The 18,830-nt window shown below is 71.3% G+C and carries 18 protein-coding genes; 14 read left to right on the top strand and 4 right to left on the bottom strand.

Annotated elements, in window-relative coordinates:
* Positions 1-58 precede the first annotated feature (58 nt).
* The 4 genes from EW117_RS13135 (at position 59) to EW117_RS13120 (ending at position 3,280) form a co-directional block, all read left to right on the top strand.
* The gene (locus EW117_RS13135; RefSeq protein WP_129787166.1) at positions 59-592 is read left to right on the top strand and encodes a toxin-antitoxin system HicB family antitoxin; all 534 of its coding nucleotides are present in this window, start codon (positions 59-61) and stop codon (positions 590-592) included.
* 83 nt (positions 593-675) lie between these two features.
* Positions 676-1,518, top strand: coding sequence for a DUF4097 family beta strand repeat-containing protein (locus EW117_RS13130; RefSeq protein ID WP_129787165.1), 843 nt, complete (start codon positions 676-678; stop codon positions 1,516-1,518).
* A 132-nt stretch (positions 1,519-1,650) separates the two neighbouring features.
* Positions 1,651-2,508: an ABC transporter ATP-binding protein gene (locus tag EW117_RS13125; protein ID WP_422890818.1), complete on the top strand. Its 858-nt coding sequence runs from the start codon at positions 1,651-1,653 to the stop codon at positions 2,506-2,508.
* Between the two features lie 10 nt (positions 2,509-2,518).
* Positions 2,519-3,280 (top strand): ABC transporter permease, encoded by a 762-nt coding sequence (locus EW117_RS13120; RefSeq protein WP_129787164.1) that lies wholly within the window; start codon positions 2,519-2,521, stop codon positions 3,278-3,280.
* Positions 3,281-3,374: 94 nt separating this feature from the next.
* Here EW117_RS13120 and EW117_RS13115 read toward each other — a convergent pair whose 3' ends face one another.
* Positions 3,375-4,085 (bottom strand): GntR family transcriptional regulator, encoded by a 711-nt coding sequence (locus tag EW117_RS13115; protein WP_129787163.1) that lies wholly within the window; start codon positions 4,083-4,085, stop codon positions 3,375-3,377.
* A gap of 155 nt (positions 4,086-4,240) precedes the next feature.
* On the opposite strand from EW117_RS13115, the gene EW117_RS13110 reads away from it, so the two are divergent.
* The 4 genes from EW117_RS13110 to EW117_RS13095 all read left to right on the top strand — a co-directional run bounded on the left by EW117_RS13110 (position 4,241) and on the right by EW117_RS13095 (position 9,297).
* On the top strand, positions 4,241-5,644 hold the full coding sequence (locus EW117_RS13110) for an MFS transporter (protein WP_129787162.1): 1,404 nt from the start codon (positions 4,241-4,243) through the stop codon (positions 5,642-5,644).
* Positions 5,641-6,666 (top strand): L-idonate 5-dehydrogenase, encoded by a 1,026-nt coding sequence (locus EW117_RS13105; protein ID WP_129787161.1) that lies wholly within the window; start codon positions 5,641-5,643, stop codon positions 6,664-6,666. Before EW117_RS13110 ends, EW117_RS13105 begins: the two co-directional genes overlap by 4 nt.
* 124 nt (positions 6,667-6,790) lie before the next feature.
* Positions 6,791-8,668, top strand: coding sequence for a PhoX family protein (locus tag EW117_RS13100; RefSeq protein WP_242504270.1), 1,878 nt, complete (start codon positions 6,791-6,793; stop codon positions 8,666-8,668).
* Between the two features lie 110 nt (positions 8,669-8,778).
* On the top strand, positions 8,779-9,297 hold the full coding sequence (locus tag EW117_RS13095; protein WP_129787160.1) for a mycothiol transferase: 519 nt from the start codon (positions 8,779-8,781) through the stop codon (positions 9,295-9,297).
* A 9-nt stretch (positions 9,298-9,306) separates the two neighbouring features.
* On the opposite strand, the gene EW117_RS13090 is transcribed toward EW117_RS13095, so the two are convergent.
* Positions 9,307-9,780, bottom strand: a complete 474-nt coding sequence (locus EW117_RS13090; RefSeq protein WP_129787159.1) for a MarR family winged helix-turn-helix transcriptional regulator — start codon at positions 9,778-9,780, stop codon at positions 9,307-9,309.
* Positions 9,781-9,994: 214 nt separating this feature from the next.
* On the opposite strand from EW117_RS13090, the gene EW117_RS13085 reads away from it, so the two are divergent.
* The 4 genes from EW117_RS13085 to EW117_RS13070 all read left to right on the top strand — a co-directional run bounded on the left by EW117_RS13085 (position 9,995) and on the right by EW117_RS13070 (position 13,748).
* Positions 9,995-11,056: an LLM class flavin-dependent oxidoreductase gene (locus EW117_RS13085; RefSeq protein ID WP_129787158.1), complete on the top strand. Its 1,062-nt coding sequence runs from the start codon at positions 9,995-9,997 to the stop codon at positions 11,054-11,056.
* The gene (locus EW117_RS13080) at positions 11,053-11,706 is read left to right on the top strand and encodes an NAD(P)H-dependent oxidoreductase (RefSeq protein WP_129787157.1); all 654 of its coding nucleotides are present in this window, start codon (positions 11,053-11,055) and stop codon (positions 11,704-11,706) included. The genes EW117_RS13085 and EW117_RS13080 overlap by 4 nt, the downstream gene beginning before the upstream one ends.
* Before the next feature lie 127 nt (positions 11,707-11,833).
* Positions 11,834-12,928 carry a zf-HC2 domain-containing protein gene (locus tag EW117_RS13075; protein WP_129787156.1) on the top strand — a complete coding sequence of 365 codons (1,095 nt, stop codon included), beginning with the start codon at positions 11,834-11,836 and terminating at the stop codon, positions 12,926-12,928.
* A gap of 382 nt (positions 12,929-13,310) precedes the next feature.
* Positions 13,311-13,748, top strand: coding sequence for an ICP22 family protein (locus EW117_RS13070; protein ID WP_129787155.1), 438 nt, complete (start codon positions 13,311-13,313; stop codon positions 13,746-13,748).
* 124 nt (positions 13,749-13,872) lie between these two features.
* Here EW117_RS13070 and EW117_RS30510 read toward each other — a convergent pair whose 3' ends face one another.
* Positions 13,873-15,591 (bottom strand): HNH endonuclease signature motif containing protein, encoded by a 1,719-nt coding sequence (locus EW117_RS30510; RefSeq protein ID WP_129787154.1) that lies wholly within the window; start codon positions 15,589-15,591, stop codon positions 13,873-13,875.
* A gap of 279 nt (positions 15,592-15,870) precedes the next feature.
* Entirely contained in the window at positions 15,871-16,305 is a 435-nt protein-coding gene (locus EW117_RS13060) for a VOC family protein (protein WP_129787153.1), read from the bottom strand.
* A gap of 170 nt (positions 16,306-16,475) precedes the next feature.
* Here EW117_RS13060 and EW117_RS13055 point away from each other — a divergent pair, with 170 nt between their 5' ends.
* Together EW117_RS13055 and EW117_RS13045 are read left to right on the top strand one after the other, a co-directional pair.
* Positions 16,476-17,270, top strand: coding sequence for an SDR family NAD(P)-dependent oxidoreductase (locus tag EW117_RS13055; RefSeq protein WP_129787152.1), 795 nt, complete (start codon positions 16,476-16,478; stop codon positions 17,268-17,270).
* 439 nt (positions 17,271-17,709) lie between these two features.
* Positions 17,710-18,762: a LacI family DNA-binding transcriptional regulator gene (locus EW117_RS13045; RefSeq protein WP_242504269.1), complete on the top strand. Its 1,053-nt coding sequence runs from the start codon at positions 17,710-17,712 to the stop codon at positions 18,760-18,762.
* Positions 18,763-18,830 lie beyond the last annotated feature (68 nt).

The raw sequence follows: 18,830 nt of genomic DNA, 5'->3' as shown, positions 1-18,830 counted from the left end.
GCCATTAATGACGTCACAGGGGTTGCGGTGACACCATCAATGGTGTCATAGTCTTCGCATGGACCTCACGAGATACGTCGACGAGCTGCAGCGCCAGCTCTCCACCGCGGCCGCCGCGGGCGGGGACGAGGCGCATGAGCTCGCCGGCCGCCTGACCGCCCCGCTCGACGCCGCAGCCCGCCTCGTCCTGCTCGAGGCACTCTCGGCCGCGGCCGGCGAGATCTCCGCCGAGCTCGCACCGGGCTCCGTCGACGTGCGGCTGCGCGGCGGCGAGCCCGAGTTCGTCGTCGCCGCACCCGCCGCGGCACCGGCTCCGACCTCGGCACCCGCCGTGGCCTCGGCACCCACGCCGTCGCCGTCCGCACCGGCGAACGCAGACGCCGACGGCGGTGCCACCACACGCACCACCCTGCGCCTGCCCGACCACCTCAAGACCCAGGCCGAGGCCGCCGCCGCCCGCGACGGCGTCTCCGTCAACACCTGGCTCGTGCGGGCGGTAGCCGCGGCACTCGACCAGCCCACCGGCCGGCCCGAACAGCAGACCGGACCCGGGCAGCCCTCGACGAAGCGCCTCACCGGCTGGGTGCGCTGACCACCCGCCGCGACACCACCTAGACACCACCCAGACACCACAGCACCGCCACCCGTCGTTCTTCGCCCTCACCTGGAGCCGTCATGCCCACTTTCCCTGCCCCCACCCCCGTCCCGGTCGTCGTGGACGTGCCGTTCGGCAACCTGCACGTCGTCGCCGGGGAGCGGGACGACGTCGTCGTCACCGTCCTGCCCGCCGACCCGGCCAAGTCCGGCTCGGTGCGCGCCGCCGAGGAGACCCGCGTCCAGCGGGACGGCGACGCCGTCACGATCATCTATCCGGCTGCCTGGAAGCAGTACGTCCTCCCCTTTGCCGCCGGCGGCGCGATCGTCAACATCGAGGTGCCCGCCGGGTCCGACCTGAGCGGCAAGGCCGGCTCGCTGTTCTCCGAGGGCCGGCTCGGCGCCGTCGACCTCACCCTCAACGGCGGCGACGCCCGGGTCGACGAGGCCGCCCGCCTGGACCTCAAGGTCTCGGCCGGGAACGTCATCGTCGGCAGCGCGCCGGGTGCCACGACCGTGAAGGCGAGCGCCGGCTCCGTGCGGATCACCGAGTTCGCCGGCGAAGGCACCGTCCGCGCCAGCAACGGCACCACGTCCATCGGCTCCGTGACGGGCACGCTGGACGTCGTCGGAGCGCACGGCGAAGTCGCCGTCGGCCGCGTGCACGGGACGCTCAGCGTCAAGTCCGCGCACGCCGGAATCCGCGTCGACCGCGTCGAGTCGGGCAGCGTCACGCTCACCACGTCCTACGGCTCGATCGAGGCCGACGTGCCCGAGGGCACGGCCGCCTGGCTCGACGTCACCTCCGAGCACGGCACCGTCCGCAACCAGCTCACCCCCACGGAGGGCCCCGTGGAGAACGAGGCCACCGCCGAGATCCACGCCAGCACCGGCTGGGGCGACATCATCATCCGCCGCCCCTGAGGGCAACCGCCTGACCTGAGCCGGGCCTGACCGCCCGGGCCGGCGACGCCGGACCGATAACCCGCTGATCCACCGTCCTGGCTACCCCCTACCCAAAAACCGTTCCGAACCACCCCAGAGAGGTAAGAGAACATGACGATGCCAACCGACCGGGGTCGCGAGCCCGCGATCCGGGTGCAGAACATCGAGAAGTCGTACAGGGACCTGCACGTCCTGAAGGGCGTGGACTTCGAGGTCGCGAGCGGCAGCATCTTCGCGCTGCTCGGCTCCAACGGCGCAGGCAAGACCACCGCCATCAAGATCCTGTCCACCCTGCTCAAGGCCGACGCCGGCACCGCGAGCGTCAACGGGTACGACGTCGCCACCCAGGCCGCCGACGTACGCGAGTCGATCAGCCTGACCGGGCAGTTCGCCGCCGTCGACGAAGTCCTGACCGGACGCGAGAACCTGATCCTGGTCGCGAAGCTGCGCCACCTGACCAACCCCGGCAAGATCGCCGACGACCTCCTGGCCCGCTTCTCCCTGACCGACGCCGGCGGCCGCAAGGCCGCCACCTACTCCGGCGGCATGCGGCGCCGCCTCGACATCGCCATGAGCCTGATCGGCAACCCGCCGGTCATCTTCCTCGACGAGCCGACGACGGGGCTCGACCCCGAGGCCCGCATCGAGGTCTGGGACGAGGTCAAGAAGCTCGCCCAGGGCGGCACCACGGTGCTGCTGACCACCCAGTACCTGGACGAGGCGGAGCAGCTCGCCGACCGGATCGCGATCCTGCACCAGGGCCGGATCATCGTCAACGGCACCCTGGCCGAGCTCAAGGCCCTCCTGCCGCCGGCGAAGGTCGAGTACGTCGAGAAGCAGCCTTCCCTGGAGGACGTCTTCTTCGCCGTCGTCGGGAACAACGGCGACGCCGGCAAGAACGGTGACGCCGGAACGAGCGGCAACGAACCCAGCAACAAGACCAGCAACCCTGCCGGCACGGACGCGTGAGGAGCGAACGATGACCAAGCACTTCTTCGGTGACACCGCCGTACTGACCGGGCGGTCCCTGAGCCACATCATGCGCAGCCCCGACACCATCATCACCACCGCGCTCATGCCGATCGCGTTCATGCTGATGTTCGTCTACGTCTTCGGCGGCGCCATCGACACGGGCACGGACAGCTACGTGAGCTACCTGCTGCCCGGCATCCTCCTCATCACTGTCGCCTCCGGCATCGCGTACACGGCCTACCGGCTGTTCCTGGACCTCCAGGGCGGCATCTTCGAGCGGTTCCAGTCCATGCCGATCGCCCGGTCGTCGGTCCTGTGGGGGCACGTGCTGACGTCGCTGGTCGCCAACCTGATCTCGATCGCGGTAGTCGTGCTCGTCGCGCTCGTGATGGGCTTCCGCTCCGGGGCCGGGGTGCTGGCCTGGCTCGGTGTAGCGGGCATCCTGGTTCTGTTCACCCTGGCGCTGACCTGGCTCGCGGTCATCGCGGGCCTGTCCGCCAAGACGGTCGACGGCGCGAGCGCGTTCTCCTACCCGCTCATCTTCCTGCCGTTCCTCAGCTCGGCCTTCGTGCCCACGGAGACCATGCCCGGCCCGGTGCGCTGGTTCGCCGAGAACCAGCCCGTCACGTCCATCATCGACACGATCCGCAACCTGCTGGCCGAGCAGCCGGTCGGCACCGACATCTGGGTCGCCCTCGCGTGGTGCGTCGGCATCCTCGCCGTCGCGTACTTCTTCGCGATGAGCGCCTACCGCCGCCGCATCGCCTAACAACCCACCCCCTTGGTTGTGAGCGTGATCGTTGCGCCTAGAACGGGCGCGTAGTCACAACGATCACGCTCACAACCAAGGGGTTTTCGCGTGCCTACTCCCAGACGGCGACGCTGCGGCGGACCGGGACCGAGCCGTCGTCCGCCGCGAAAAGCTCGGGCGAGCGCTGCCGCGTCTTCTCGATGTCGTCGAACACGGCGCGCAGGTGCGCCCGCAGGTTGTTCCGCGCGCTGGAGATGTCGCCGGCCACCACCGCGTCGAGGATGGCGTGGTGCTCGTCGACGAACCGGCCGATGCCGTTGGTCTCGTGCAGGCCGAGGCGGCGCGCCCGGTCCAGGTGCCCCTTGGCCGCGACCACCGTCGACCAGGCGTTGCCGTGCCCGCTCAGCCGCAGCAGCCCATGGTGAAACGCCTCGTCGAGCCCGAAGAACGTCTCGAGGTCGAGCCCCGGTTCCCGCTGCTGCTCCAGGTTGGCCCGGAGCTCGGCGACCAGGTCAGGGTCGAGGGTCTCCGGGATGTCGTCGAACGCGGCAAGCTCGACGGCCTCGCGGAGGAACTGCGCGTCTGCGACGCGTCCGGCGTCGACCCGGGAGACGAAGGACCCGACCTTGGGGAACACCCGGACCAGGCCCTCCTCGCCGAGCAGGATCAGGCTCTCGCGCACCGGCGTACGGCTGACGCCGAGCGACGCGGCGAGCTCGTTCTCCGACAGGGAGGCGCCCGGCGGCAGCTCGAGCGTGAGCACCTTGCGGCGCAGCGTCTCGTAGACGACGCTCCGGTTGGATCGGATCGAGGCTTGCCCCATGCGAGGCAGTCTAGGCGAGGCGACGCCCGCCTCCGCACTACACGCCGGTTGACACCAACTTGTGGACGCTGCTTACATACTAGTCCTGCCACACATGAATCGACGAGCACCTCCCGACAACGGCGTCTGTCCAGAACGCAAGGAGCACCCTTCCAATGGCGGAAACAGCAATGACCCCACCCGGCAACGCGGTCACCCGGTCGACCAAGGACCTGACCAAGGCGGCCGTGTCGGGCTGGCTCGGTACGGCCATGGAGTTCATGGACTTCCAGCTGTACTCGCTGGCCGCGGCGATCGTGTTCAACCAGATATTCTTCCCCGACGTCAGCCCCGCGATCGCCCTGATCGCCGCGATGGCCACCTACGGCGTCGGCTACGTGGCGCGGCTCGCGGGCGCCATCTACTTCGGCCGCATGGGCGACCGGCTCGGCCGCCGCAAGGTCCTGTTCATCACCGTCGCGCTCATGGGCGTCTCCACGACCCTGATCGGCGCGCTGCCGACCTACCAGATGATCGGCATCACCGCGCCGATCCTGCTCGTCGTGCTGCGCCTGGTCCAGGGCTTCGGCGCGGGCGCCGAGATCGCCGGCGCCACGGTGATGCTCGCGGAGTACGCGCCCGTCCGGCGCCGCGGCCTCGTCGCCTCGCTGGTCTCGCTCGGCACCAACTCCGGCACGCTGGCGGCGTCGGCCCTGTGGGCGCTGCTGCTTGCCGTGCTCAGCGAGGAGCAGCTCCTGAGCTGGGGCTGGCGGCTGCCGTTCCTGCTCAGCTTCGTGCTGATGATCTTCGCGGTCTGGATCCGCACCAACGTCAAGGAGAGCCCGGTCTTCGAGGCCCGGCCCGACGTCGTAGACGGCGTCGCCCTCACGCGCGACGAGCTCTCCCGCGACGAGCTCTCCCGCGACGAGGTCACGACCACCACCGAGGAGCCGGTGCTCCAGGCCGCGCTCAAGCAGCGCAAGGGCAAGGCGTTCTTCCTGGCGCTAGCCCTGCGGTTCGGCCAGGCCGGCAACTCCGGCCTGGTGCAGACCTTCCTGGTCGGGTACGTCGCGACCACCCTCGCGATGGACCGCGCGCTGGCCACCGAGGCCATCATGTGGGGCTCGATCCTCGGCTTCGCCACCGTGCCCGTGATCGGCATGCTCGGCGACCGGTTCGGCCGCCGCTCGATGTACACGGTGCTCTCGCTGCTGACCATCGCGTTCGCGTTCCCGATGATGCTGCTGATCACCGACGGCACCACCACCGGCCTCATGCTCGGCATGATCGCCGGCCTGAACCTCGGCGTCCTGGGCCTGTTCGCCCTCGAGAGCGTCACCATGGCGGAGCTCTTCGGCGCCCGCACCCGGTTCACGCAGCTGGCCCTGTCCAAGGAGATCGGCGGCATCCTCGCCACCGCGATCGGCCCGGTCGTCGCAGCGGCGCTGACCGCGGCCACCGGCAGCTGGTGGCCGATCGCAGCGATGCTCATCGCCTACTCCCTCATCACCCTCGTAGCCGCCCGCCTCTCCCCCGAGACCCGGGGCCGCGACCTGGTCGCGCTGGAGGACGCCGTATGAGGGCGGTAGTCGTGCACGGCGCCGGCGACCTGCGGGTCGAGGAGCGCCCCGACCCCGTGGCCCGGTCCGGCGAGGTGGTCGTGGCCATGGAGTGGGGCGGCGTCTGCGGGTCGGACGTGTCCTACTGGAAGCACGGCGCCTCCGGCACCGCCGTCCTGCGCGACCCGCTCGTCCTGGGCCACGAAGTGGCCGGCCGGGTGGTCACGAACAGTCCCGGCGTCACGGGCTGGGAGCCCGGGACGCCGGTCACCGTGCACCCCGCGCAGCCGGCGGACGGGTCGGTCCTGCCGGCGCGGCTGGCTGGGCGGACCAACCTCCACTCGCGGGTCCGGTACTTCGGGTCGGCAGCCTTCCACCCCCACACCGACGGCGGATTCAGCGAGCTGCGGGCCGTCCCGGCCCACCAGCTCCGGCGGCTGCCCGACGGCGTCAGCACCGAGCGTGGCGCCCTCGCGGAGCCCTTGGCCGTGGCGATGCACGCGGTCCACCGCGCGGGCGACGTCCGCGGCCGCGACGTGGTCGTCAACGGCGCCGGGCCGATCGGCTGCCTCGTGGTGGCGGCCGCGAAGTTCGCCGGCGCCGCCTCGGTCACCGCCGCTGACCTCTCCGCGGGCTCGCTGGCCGTGGCCAAGGAGCTGGGCGCCGACCGGATCCTCGACCTCGGCGCCGGCGACAGCCTGCCCGACGACAACGAGCTCGTCTTCGAGGCGTCCGGCGCCCCCGCGGCCCTGGGCGGCGTGCTGCGGGCCACGGCCCGCGGCGGGACCCTCGTCCAGGTCGGCAACCTCCCCGGGACGCCCGCACCGGCCGCCCTCGGCGATCTCGTCACCCGCGAGATCACCTGGGTCGGCGCCTACCGGTTCGTCGACGAGATCGGCGACGCCCTCGACGCCCTGGCCGGCGGGCTGGACGTGTCCGGCGTGATCACCCACCGGTTCGGCATCGACCAGGCCGGCGAGGCGCTCGCCGCGGCGGCGGGGCCGGACAGCAGCAAGGTGCTCATCCGGCTTTCCGACGGCTGACGCCGGGGCGGACCGTCCTTTCGCCGTCGTTCACGTTCGTGCCAGGATCCGGCCATCTCGGCTCCCTACCGTGACACGCGTCCCGACCGCATCGCGGTCCGCGCCCCCAAGGTTGGAGCCCTCCGTGAACGCCGACACGCCCCGTCCGCCGTCGATGTCCGAGCTCGCCGAGCTGCGCTTGTCCCGCCGGACCGCCATCGCGGGCGGTCTGGCCACCGCCGCGGCGGCCTTCTTCGGGGTCCCGGCACCCGCGGCGGCCGGCGCCGGCGTCGGCACCGCTGCCGATGCCGTGGCGAGCGCGGGTCACGGCGCCGGACGGCCGCTGCTCGGCTTCCCCGCCGTCGCGCCCAGCACGGCCGACGCGGTGAAGCTGCCGCCGGGCTACCGGTACCAGGTGCTCTACCCGTGGGGGCACCCGATCGTCCCCTCCGGCCCTGCGTTCCGCGAGGACGCGAGCAACAGCGCGGCCGACCAGGCGCGGCAGGCCGGCGACCACCACGACGGCATGTGGTTCTTCCCGCTCCGGGACCGCCGCTCCGGCCTGCTCTGCGTCAACCACGAGGCCACTACCGAGAACCTGCTGCACACGGGCGGACGGGCCGCCTGGTCGCCCGAGAAGACCGCGAAGTCGATGGCGGCGCACGGCGTCTCGGTCATCCAGGTCGAGCAGGACCGGGACGGCGGCTGGCAGGTGGCCGAGTCGCGGTTCGCCCGCCGGGTGACCATGACGACACCGGTCGAGATCACCGGCCCCGCGGCCAAGCACTCTCTGATGCGCACGAGCGCGGACCCCGAGGGCATGCGGGTGCTGGGGACGCTGAACAACTGCGCCAGCGGCCCCACGCCGTGGGACACGTATCTGACCTGCGAAGAGACGATCAACAAGTACTTCTACTACGGCGAGCAGCCGCCGCCTGCAGGCTCGGTCGAGGAGCGCTACGGCATCGGCTCGGAGAGCCCGTACCCCTGGTACACCACCGACAGCCGGTTCGACATGCGGACCGAGCCGAACGAGTACAACCGGTTCGGCTGGGTCGTCGAGGTCGACCCCTTCGACCCGACGTCGACGCCGAAGAAGCGGACCGCGCTGGGCCGGATGGAGCACGAGAACGCCGTCGTCGTGCGGGGGCGCCGCGGCGAAGCCGTGGTGTACATGGGCGACGACACGCAGTTCGACTACTTCTACAAGTTCGTCGGCGCCGAGCCGATCGCCAAGGCGCGCCGGGCCGGGCGGAGCCCGCTCGACGAGGGCACGCTGTACGTGGCCAGGTTCGACGAGGACGGCTCCGGCCGGTGGCTGCCACTCGTGCACGGCGAGCCGGGCCTGACCGCGGCGGACGGGTTCGCGGACCAGGCCGAGGTGCTGATCCACACCCGCCTCGCCGCGGACGCCGTCGGCGCGACGCCGATGGACCGGCCCGAGTGGTGCACCGTGCAGCCACACACCGGCGCGGTGTACTTCACCTGCACCAACAACACGGCCCGCACCGAGTCGGCGGACGCCGCCAACCCGAGGCTGAACAACCGGTTCGGGCACATCATGAAGATCGACGAGAACGGCAACCCGAGCGCGGTGCGGTTCGACTGGGACATCTTTCTGCTCGCCGGGGACGAGGCCAGCGGCGCCACCGTCCCGCCGGACCAGGCGTTCGGCTCGCCCGACGGGCTGTGGTTCGACGCCGTGGGACGGCTCTGGATCCTGACCGACGGCACCCAGCCGCAGGTCGACGGCGCCGACCAGAACAACCAGATGCTGGTGGCCGACACCCGCCGGGGCGACATCCGCCGGTTCCTGGTCGGTCCCCCGCGCTGCGAGATCACCGGCATCACCGCCACCCCGGACGGCCGGTCGCTGTTCGTCAACATCCAGCACCCCGGCGACACGGGCACGCCCGAGAACCCGCGCGCCAGCTCCAGCTGGCCCGACTACAGCCCCACCGGCCGCCCCCGGTCCGCCACCATCGTGATCACCCGGGAGGACGGCGGCGTGGTCGGCGCATAGCGCCGGGCCGGGTGGCGCCACGGTGCCACCCGGCCCGCCGTCCTGGGCGAACGCGCGGCCGTCATGGCATCGTGGCTGGTAGACGCCACGGCACGAAAGGGGACGGCGGCATGCGGAGTACTGATCTGCTCGTGGACGCGTTCAACAGGATCCAGCAGACCGTGCGCCACGCGGTCAAGGGGCTGACCGCAGAGGAGCTCGCGTTCCGCGTCGACGAGGACGCGAACTCGGTGGCGTGGCTCATCTGGCACCTGTCCCGGGTCCAGGACGATCACATCGCCGACGCCGCCGGCACCAGCCAGGTCTGGTCGGACGACGCGTGGGACCGCCGGTTCGGGCTGCCGTTCCCGGCCGAGGACACCGGCTACGGGCACGACGCCGACGAGGTCTCGGCGGTCCGGGTGCCGTCCGGCGAGCTGCTCACCGCGTACCACGACGCCGTGCACGACCGGACCATCCGGTACCTGGGCACCCTGTCCGACGCCGACCTCGACCAGGTGATCGACGAGTCCTGGAACCCGCCGGTCACGCTCGGCGTCCGGCTGGTCAGCGTCGTCAACGACGACATCCAGCACGCCGGCCAGGCGGCCTTCGTCCGCGGCGTCGCGCTGCGGCGGCGCAGCCACTGACCCGGCCCCTCAGCCGCCCGGGGTGTCGTCTGCCACGGGCTCGGCGGCCGGGTCCAGCTTGGCCCAGATGCCGGCCAGCCGGCGCAGGTCGTCATCGTCGAGAAGGTCGAAGAACTGGCTGCGCAGGTCGCTGTGGTGCTGGCGCCACGCCTTGCGCATCAGTGTTCGCCCCGCCGGGGTGAGGACCGCGTCGGAGCTGCGGCGGTCCGTCGTCGAACGGCGGCGCTCGATCAGCCCCCGGTTCTCGAGCCGGTCGGCGAGCCGCGTGAACCCGCCGCTGGTCATCAGCCGACGCTGCGCGAGGTCGGACATCCGCATGCCCTTCGGGCCGGCCTCGCCGAGCAGGGCCAGCACGCTGTACTCGGCCATGCTCACGCCGTGCCGTGCCAGCCCGGCCTCGAGCGTGCTCCAGAGCCGGTCGTGGGTATACAGGAACCCTTGCCATGCTTCGGCCTCGATGTCGCGCAGCCGGTCGGTCGCCATCCCCGCACGCTAACGGCCCTGGTCCCCGGACACCACTCACCTGCCTGCGCAGACACCCTCTCCGCCGTCAGACGCACAGGTCACCCGGGTCACCGGTGCATCTGACAGCCCCCGGCGGAATATCTGTCTGCGCAGACAAGTTATCCAGTGCAGACCGGAACGTCGGCGGTCATCGGAGGCGCTCGCCACCGCCGTCGGCAGGGAGGAACTCACGATGGCATTCGAGATCGGGATCATGACGTTCGGCGAGATCACGAAGGATCCCGTCACCGGAGTCCTGCCGTCCCCGCGGCAGCGCGTCCGCGAGACGATCGAACAGGCACGGGTCGCCGACGAGGTGGGCCTCGACGTCTTCGGCGTCGGCGAGCACCACCGCAGCGACTTCGTCGGGTCCGCGCCGACGATCCTGCTGGCGGCGGCCGCCGAGCACACCGAGAACATCCGGCTGACGAGCTCCGTCACCGTGCTCGGCTCGGAGGACCCGGTACGGGTCTGGGAGCAGTTCGCCACCATCGACCTGCTGTCCGCCGGACGCGCGGAGATCATCGCGGGCCGCGGCTCGTACACCGAGTCGTTCCCCCTGTTCGGGTACGACCTCAAGGACTACGCCGACCTGTTCCGCGAGAACCTGGACCTGCTGCTCAAGATCCGCGACCGGAACCCCTTGACGTGGCAGGGCAGGTTCCGCGCCCCCTTGGCCGACGCCGACATCGCGCCCCGCGCCGACGGCGACACCATCCCGGTCTGGGTGGGCGTCGGCGGGTCTCCGGCGTCTGCCGTCAGCACCGGGCGGCTCGGCCTGCCCATGGCGCTGGCACTGCTGCTGGGCCCGATCGCGTCCCACCTGCAGACCGTCGAGCTCTACCGGGAGGCGGCCGAGCAGGCGGGGCACGACGTCGGCGCGTTGCCGGTCAGCATCAACGCGCACGGGTTCGTCGGGCGCACCAGCCAGCACGCGCGGGACGTCATGTACCCGTACTTCGCGCGCGGCATGATGGACAACAACCACCAGCGCGGCGAGGGGTTCCTGCTGCCCCGGTCGGCGTTCGACGCGCAGTCCTCGCCGCAGGCAGGACTCCTGGTCGGCAGCCCGCAGGAGATGATCGACAAGCTCCTCGCCTACCACGAGCTGTACGGCCTGAACCGCGCCCTGATCCAGATGGGCTTCGGCGGGATGCCGCAGCAGGAGCACCTTGCGGCCATCGAACGGCTCGGAACCGAGGTCGCACCGGTTGTGCGCCGCGAGGTCGCCGCGCGTGAGAAGAGCGCGGCATGAGCGCCCCGACCGCCGTCGGCCTGGAGCGGGCTGAGCATCCGGCGGAGCGTCCAGCCGAGCGTCCGGCCGAGCATCCGGCGGACGGCGGTGCGGCGCTCCGCGTCGTCGTCGTCAACGGCAGCCCGAACGAACGCTCCAAGACGATGGGCCTGGTCGGCGTCATCCTGGACACGCTGGGCGGCATGCTTCCCATCGAGACGTCCCAGATCGACGTCTACCGCCTCGGCCCGGGCTTCACCGAGGCGGCCGAGCGCGACGAGGTCTCGCCCGACGTCGAGGCCACGATCCGGCTCGCCGAGCAGGCCGATCTGCTGATCTCCGCGACACCGGTGTTCCGGGGTTCCTACCCCGGGATGTTCAAGCACTTCTTCGATCTCGTGGACCAGTACGCGCTCGCCAACAAGCCGGTCCTCCTTGCCGCGACGGGCGGCACGGACCGGCACGCGCTCGTCCTGGAGCACGCCCTACGGCCCCTGTTCGGGTTCTTCCAGGCGTTGACCGTGCCGGTCGCGTTCTTCGCGTCCGCCGGTGACTTCGACGGCACGACGCTGCTCAACCCCCGCGTCTACGGACGCGTCGAGATGGGCCTGAACGACGTCATGGACCTGCTCAGGACCCGTGCCACCGGCACACATGCCCCGAACGCCTGACCGTTTCCCGGCGCCCTGCCGGGGGCGGCGGTGACCGACTTATGGTGCGTTAACGCACATCATGGGATTCGTCGCGCGCCCTTCCGACCGCGGTGGAATCATCGCCGATCGGGAGGGGGCACCCGGTATGACGGCGGCACGCGCACTGCAGATCGACGACTGGGTCGTGCATCGCCCCAACGTCGTGCACTCGGTCGCCGCACGCGTGCCCGGCATCGACGCCGAGGAAGCCACCAGCCGCGCCCTGGAGAAGATGGTCCGCATCGTCTCCACCGGCGGCACCATCAACGACCCCGCCCCCTACTGGCGACGCGCCGCGGTCAACGAAGCCATCTCCATGACCCGCGAAGCCGGCCGCGCCCACCCGGTCGAGGACGACACGCTCGACGGCCTGACTCCCCCAGCCGCAGGCGCCGAGCTGGACGCCGAACGCCTCGCCGACGTCACCATGCTCCGCACCGCCCTGTCCGACCTGGCCGACGACGACCGCCAGATCCTCCTCGAACGACACGTGCACGACAAGGCCGTCACCGACATCGCCACCGGCCTCGGCGTACGACCCCACGCCGTGACCATGCGGCTACGCCGCGCCGAGGAACGCCTCGCCGGAGCATTCGCCGCCGCCCACGCCCAAGCCGTCAACGAACCCGAGTGCCGCACCACCCGCGCCGCCATGCACGACTACCTCAAGGACCGGCTCCTCCCCCGCCGCCGCAACCGGGTGGAGGCGCACATGGACACCTGCGCCGAGTGCACCCGCGCCTTCATCGACGTCCGCGAGGTCTCCTGGATGCTCCGCGACTACGGCCAGCACGTCGTGGCGGCGGCCGTGGCCACCGGCGCGCTCGGCGCCGCCGTGGGTGCGGGCGCCGCGGGGGCGGCGGGCGGTGGGTGCGGCCGGTGCGGCGGGTGCCGGGGCGCCGCGCTTCGGCAAGAAGGAGGCGGCCATCGTCGCGGGTGTGCTCGCCGCGCTCGCGGCAGGCGGCGGCGCCATGGCACTGGTAGCGAACCAGCCCGACGATCCGCCCGCCGCCCAGTCCGTCCCGAAGCCCGGTGCGGGCGATGGAAGCGGGGGTGCGGGTGGCGGCGGTGCGGGCGGCGGAGCCGGCGAAGGTGCCGGTGCGGGCGGAGCTGGCAACGGCCCGGGCGGGGGCGCTGGCGGCGGAGCTGGCAGTGGCGGAGCTGGCAGTGGCGGAGGCGACCGCGGCACCGGAACTGGTAGCAGCGCGGGCGGAGGCGGCGAAGGCTCGAGAACCGGAGGTAGCGCAGGAGAAGGTGGCGACGATGCGGGTGCGGGCGGAGGAGGCACCGACACCGAAGGTACGGGCGGGGACGACACCGACAGCAGCGGCTCCGTAGGCGATTCGGACAGCGAGTCCGGAGAGGGTGCCGGGCCGGGTGCGGCACCCGGAGCCAGCTCCGGCGAGGGTAGTCGCGGGCGTGGCGACAGTGGCAGTGACGACGGCGCAGACGCAGACGAGCCTGACAGCGACGGTCAGCCGGACGCCGAGGGCGACAATGGCGGCGCCAACGGTGACGACACCTCCGATGGCACAAGTTCCGACATCGGCGCCGAGATCTCGGACTGGTTCTCCTCACTCGGTATGGGAGAGGGGAGCTCCGAGAAGGGCTCTGGAACGGACACCCCGCCCGAAACCAGTACGGCCGACGACAGCGACGCGGGCAACGAGTCCGACGGCGACAATCAGCTCGACGACGGCGCCAACACCAACTCCGGCGTCGGCGCCGAGATCAAGGACTGGCTCACCACACTTGGTATCGGAGACGGAACGGCGAGCGATGCCGAGGGCGAGGCCGAAAGCGACGCCGGAACGAGCGGCGGAACCGAACCCGGGGGCGGCACCGACGGCGCGAGTCCCGGGAACGACGGCCCGACAACCGCCGACGGCACAGGCACCGGCGTCGGCGCCGATATGACGAGCTGGCTGGGCAGGCTCAGTGTCATCGGGATACCCGGTTTCCTGCTGATCGTCATCATCCTGTGGCTCTGGGAGCGCTGGTCCCGCACAGAGGACGGTTAGGGCTTTGAGGGGCTCAACGTGGCACCGCCGGGCGTGCCACGTCGTCATTCGCGAGGACCCGTCCCGGCAATCAGGCGTCGAGCACCTGCTCCAGGTCAGGCTGCCTGACCAGCTACCCTGCCCGTCAGGCGGCTTCTGCTGGTGGGGGTAGGGCGTCGATGGGGTCGGGGAGGCGGATGCGGTGGCCGCGGGCGTCGGTGAACACCCACCCGGTCTCCACCAGGGTGCTGGCCGTGCCGGTGGCCGTCGCGGGCTTGCCGGCCCAGTGCATGCTGATCCCACGCGCGTCGACCAGCGCATGGTGATGCCAGCACAACAGCGCGCTGTTGGTCACGGAGGTGTTCCCGCCGTCGGCCCAGTGGCGGACGGCGTGGTGGACCTCGCACCGTGACGGCGGCTGATCACACCCGGGATAGACGCAGTGCTGGTCTCGTGCGATGACGGCGCGGCGCATCTGTCCGGTCACGGTGCGTTGGGCGCGTCCGACGTCCAGGACGGCGCCGTCGGGGCCGAACACGATCCGGGTGATCCTGCTGTCACATGCCAGACGGCGTAGCAAGGCCCGTGGTATCCGGCCGCCGGTCTCGGTGAACACCGGACCGGGCGTGGACAGCAGCCCGGACAGGGTCGTGGTGCCGACCGCGGCCCAGCCGGCGGCATCCCAGCCCGGTGCGCCCGCCGAGCCACCGTCAGCGATGCCAGCGGCGCCGGCCGCGCCCGCCACGCCAGTCGTGCCGGTCGCACCCGCCAGGCCCGCCCCGCGGCCGGGCGTGGCCTGCCCGCAGGTCAGGCACAGGCCGTCCCGTGTCCGGGTGACCTGGGTGACCAGCTCGTTCCAGGACACGGTCACGTTCAGGTGCGGCGGGACCGCGGCGCCGGGGGAGGCCTGGTTGGTGTCCAGCACCACCCTCGCCACGTCGGCCAGGCCCTGCGCCCTGCGCTGGGAGGTCGTCCTGGTGTCGTCCACTGCGGGTGCGCCCATGACGGCGGTGATCGCGGTCTGCACCAGCAGGCCGTGCTCGTCGGTCAGGAACCCCTCCAGGTGGTAGCCGCCGAACGTCTTGGCCAGGTCCAGGAACTCACCGGCCGCGGCCTTGTCATCATCCACCTCGTCGGTGTCCGGGTCGGTCACCGACGCGAACGCCTTAGCCACCCTCCGGAACCGGTCCGCGTCCAACAACCGGGCCTCGCGTAGTACCACGCCTTCTCCGGTGACCAGGGTGCCGTCCGCGACCGCCTTCTCCAGGACACCGGTGATCAGCCCACGGGTCTCGGTGCCGTCCGGGTCGTCCGCGGGGTCGGGGAAGTCCACGGCGACGGTCTGCACGAACAACTCCGGCGTCGTCGTCTCCCCGGTGCGGGTATCGATCAACCACCCCAGGGCGTCGGTGCGGGTCTCGCTGGTCGGCGCGACCTCCGTCATCACCCTCGCGTGGTCCGCGCCCAGCACACCGGCGACCAGCCGCTCACGGGTCACCGGCAGCGCGGTGTCCAGGCGGCGGGCGATCGTCAGGTCCTTGCCCGCCGTACGCGCCGAGACCCCCTCACGCAGCCGCAGCCAGGTCTTGAACGTGCGGGCCATGCCACCGGAACGCCAGGAACCCTCGGCCTCGATCCGCGGCAACAACGTGTACCGCACCCCGTCCAACCGGCCCGTCAACCGACGGATACGGGTGTGCGCGTCAGCCAGCCGGGACACGGCCGGCGCGTCCCACCCATCCAGCACCTCCGCACTGGTCAGGCCGGCCAGGTCACCCACGGCGGCCTCGATCCGGGCCAGCGCTTCCTCCACCGATGCCGCGGGAGGCAGGCCACCACGCGTCGCGTTGTTCGTCGACTCCACCGGCCCCCACCCCCCAACCCGTCCGCTAGCCCGCCGTTGTTCACTGCCTCCATTGTCTCGAACATTCGTACGCCCTGCAGGGCGTATTTGAAATCTGTGGATAACTCTTCTGCGGCACCACCAAGATGCCCTCCGGTCCGTTCATAAGGTCCAGCCGACAGGGCATGCCGTGCTACGGGCATGGCGAGGATCGACTCGGTCTGATGGCTGCACCCGTCCACGACGGAGCCACCGAGGCCAACAACCCACGTTGACCTTCTCCAAGCGCTCAGGCTCGCGTCAGTCGAGGCAGAACTCGTTGCCCTCGATGTCCTGCAGCGTGATGCAGGACTCGTTCTCCTCGTCGGCGTACTGCGTCAGCACGTGGGTCGCGCCGAGCGCGATCAGTCGGGCGCTTTCCGCCTCGAGGACGGCGAGGCGCTCCTCGCCCACGAGCCCGGCGCCTGCCCGCACGTCCAGATGCACCCGGTTCTTGACGACCTTGCCCTCCGGAACGCGCTGGAAGTACAGGCGCGGACCCACACCCGTGGGATCGACGCAGGCGAACCACGCACCCTGCTCCTCGGCCGGCAGCGTGCGATCGTAGTCAGCCCACGTGGCGAACCCCTCTGGCGGCGGCGGTACGACATAGCCCAGTACCTCGCACCAGAACCGAGCCACCCGCTCTGGTTCCGCACAGTCGAACGTGACCTGAAACTGCCTCACTGACGCCATCCGCCCACCCTAATGGCGGACACGCAGCGAATGGCCGTCCCGGCAGGTCACCGCTCCTGGAAGCTGCCGGGTGGGCCGAACTATGTTCGGCTGGAGACCGCGCCTGCTGGCTGTCCGGAACAGCTCACCCTGGCCGAACCACACGACTATCGTGCGAGACAGGGCACGACATGCGCATCGACCTGACCGGCAAGACGGCGCTGGTGACCGGTTCGACCCAGGGCATCGGCCGAGCGTTCGCCACGACGCTCGCCGACGCGGGCGCCCGGGTGGCGATCAACGGCAGGCGAGCCGAGGGCGTGGCAGCGACGGTCGAGGAGCTCCGGGCGGATTCGGCGGACCGCGACCTGGTCCCGGCGACCGGCGACGTCACTACCGCCCCCGGCGCCGCAGAGGTACTCGCCACGACCGGCGACGTCGACATCCTGGTCAACAACCTGGGCATCTTCACCAGCACGCCACCGCTCGAGATCGACGACGACGAGTGGCGCCGGTACTTCGAGGTCAACGTGCTCGCCGCCGTCCGACTGATCCGGTCCACGATGCCCGGCATGACGGCGCAGGGCTGGGGCCGCGTGCTGAACATCGCCAGCGACTCCGCGATCGTCATCCCCGCCGAGATGATCCACTACGGCGTCTCGAAGACGGCGCTGCTCGGCGTCTCCCGTGGTTTCGCGAAGGAGGCGGCGGGCACCGGCGTCACGGTCAACTCGGTCATCGCCGGCCCCACGCACACCGGCGGCGTCGAGAAGTTCGTCTATGAGCTGGTCGACCCGGCCCTGCCCTGGGATGAGGCGCAGCGCCAGTTCATGCGGCTCCACCGCCCGCAGTCACTGCTCCAGCGCCTCATCGAGCCCGAGGAGATCGCGAACCTGGTCACCTACCTCGGCTCTCCCCTCGCGTCGGCGACGACGGGCGCAGCCGTCCGGGTGGACGGCGGCTACGTGGACTCGATCGTTCCCTGACCTCCCCGACGCCTCGCGACTCCCTGACGCAGGCCGGCCCCGGTCCGAGTCCCTCAACGAGCCGTTCCCGCAGCCAGCGATGCGCCCGGTCGAGGGTATGCCGTCGACACCTCGGCGTCCGCACTGAGCGGCTCGAAGGCGTGCGACCCCACGACGGGCACGGGGGCCGGCCGACCCGGAGCGAGTCGACCCGGCTGGCGACTCTCGAGGCAGCGACGGACCTCACCACGGAGCTGGGGTACGACGGCGTGACAATCGACGCGATAGCGTCGCGCGCCGGGCGTCAGAACCAGCCGGCAGAGCCACCGGACTGACCGCCCGCCGACGGTCCGCCGAAATATTTCGAAGGAATCGCCGCTCGCGCTTACCAGCCACTTGCCAACGTTGTCGCAATAGAAAACGTTGCCCACTCCCCCGTGACTGGGCTAGATTCGATGATGTGCCAGCGAAATATTTCGAAAGGACGACGGGCAAGCGTCCCACGCTTGCGGACGTCGCCGGGTCGGCCGCCGTCTCGATGCCGACGGTGTCCAAGGTGCTCAACGGGCACCCCGACGTCGCCATGGAGACCCGCGCGCGGGTCAAGGCGGCGATCGAGGAGCTCGGCTACGTGCGCCGGGGAACGCGTGGACCGCTGGCGCAGCGCAGCATCGAGGTGATGGCGGACCAGCTCACCACCCCGTACGCGATGGAGGTGCTGCGCGGTGTGACCGACGCCGCCGAGACGGCCGACGCCGACATCGTCGTCAGCCGCTTCCACCGGGCGGCGCCCGACACCGGCTGGCTGGCGCCGGGCGACTGGGCACGCCGCCTGTCGAGCGCCGGCCGTACCGGCGCGATCATCCTGACCGCGGAGCTCAGCCCGGAGCACGTCTCCGGGCTGAGCCAGGAGCACCTGCCCGTCGTGGTCATCGACCCGCTCGACCTGACCAACCCGGACGTCCCGAGCGTCGGCTCGACCAACTTCACCGGCGGCATGTCGGCCACGGAGCACCTGCTCGGGCTCGGCCACCGGCGGATCGCCGCGCTCGGCGGGCGCCCGCAGTCGGTCGCCGCGGCGGCCCGCGTGCACGGGTTCCGGGCCGCTCTCGCCTCGGCCGGCGTCCCCGTCGACGAGGAGCTCGTGGAGTTCACGGGCTTCGACTACGACTCCGGCTTCGCGGTCGCCGACCGCTGGTTCCGGTCCGGCCTGCGGCCGACCGCCATCTTCGCGGCCAGCGACACCCAGGCCATGGGGGTGCTCGAGGCGGCCCGGCAGCACGGGCTCGACGTGCCGGGCGACCTGAGCGTCGTCGGTTACGACGACACCTACCTCGCGGCGTGGTCCACGCCGCCGCTCACCGCCGTTCGGCAGCCGCTGTGGGAGATGGGACGCGTGGCGCTGGACAGCGTCCTGGCCCTGGCCGCCGGCAAGGAGCCGGTCTCACGACACATCGAGCTCGCGACCGAGCTCGTCGTCCGCGGGTCCACCAGCCCGCCCACGGAGCACTAACCACTTCACCATCGGAGGGCACGACCCGGCTCAACGGAGACCGGCGTGCCCAGGACGGAGGTCAGAGT

The sequence above is a fragment of the Promicromonospora panici genome, assembly GCF_900608595.1.
In the GTDB taxonomy this organism is placed as follows: Bacteria; Actinomycetota; Actinomycetes; order Actinomycetales; family Cellulomonadaceae; genus Promicromonospora; species Promicromonospora panici.
This window is presented reverse-complemented; position numbering and strand designations above follow the sequence as displayed.

Bases quoted from the DNA above. Each gene is read 5' to 3' on its own strand.
- EW117_RS13130 (WP_129787165.1), top strand. From the start codon at position 676: ATGCCCACTTTCCCTGCCCCCACCCCCGTCCCGGTCGTCGTGGACGTG.
- EW117_RS13075 (WP_129787156.1), top strand. From the start codon at position 11,834: ATGACGGCGGCACGCGCACTGCAGATCGACGACTGGGTCGTGCATCGC.
- EW117_RS13120 (WP_129787164.1), top strand. From the start codon at position 2,519: ATGACCAAGCACTTCTTCGGTGACACCGCCGTACTGACCGGGCGGTCC.
- EW117_RS13080 (WP_129787157.1), top strand. From the start codon at position 11,053: ATGAGCGCCCCGACCGCCGTCGGCCTGGAGCGGGCTGAGCATCCGGCG.
- EW117_RS13060 (WP_129787153.1), bottom strand. From the start codon at position 16,305: ATGGCGTCAGTGAGGCAGTTTCAGGTCACGTTCGACTGTGCGGAACCA.
- EW117_RS13085 (WP_129787158.1), top strand. From the start codon at position 9,995: ATGGCATTCGAGATCGGGATCATGACGTTCGGCGAGATCACGAAGGAT.
- EW117_RS13135 (WP_129787166.1), top strand. From the start codon at position 59: ATGGACCTCACGAGATACGTCGACGAGCTGCAGCGCCAGCTCTCCACC.
- EW117_RS13110 (WP_129787162.1), top strand. From the start codon at position 4,241: ATGGCGGAAACAGCAATGACCCCACCCGGCAACGCGGTCACCCGGTCG.
- EW117_RS13095 (WP_129787160.1), top strand. From the start codon at position 8,779: ATGCGGAGTACTGATCTGCTCGTGGACGCGTTCAACAGGATCCAGCAG.
- EW117_RS13090 (WP_129787159.1), bottom strand. From the start codon at position 9,780: ATGGCGACCGACCGGCTGCGCGACATCGAGGCCGAAGCATGGCAAGGG.
- EW117_RS13105 (WP_129787161.1), top strand. From the start codon at position 5,641: ATGAGGGCGGTAGTCGTGCACGGCGCCGGCGACCTGCGGGTCGAGGAG.
- EW117_RS13125 (WP_422890818.1), top strand. From the start codon at position 1,651: ATGACGATGCCAACCGACCGGGGTCGCGAGCCCGCGATCCGGGTGCAG.
- EW117_RS13115 (WP_129787163.1), bottom strand. From the start codon at position 4,085: ATGGGGCAAGCCTCGATCCGATCCAACCGGAGCGTCGTCTACGAGACG.
- EW117_RS13055 (WP_129787152.1), top strand. From the start codon at position 16,476: ATGCGCATCGACCTGACCGGCAAGACGGCGCTGGTGACCGGTTCGACC.
- EW117_RS13070 (WP_129787155.1), top strand. From the start codon at position 13,311: ATGGGAGAGGGGAGCTCCGAGAAGGGCTCTGGAACGGACACCCCGCCC.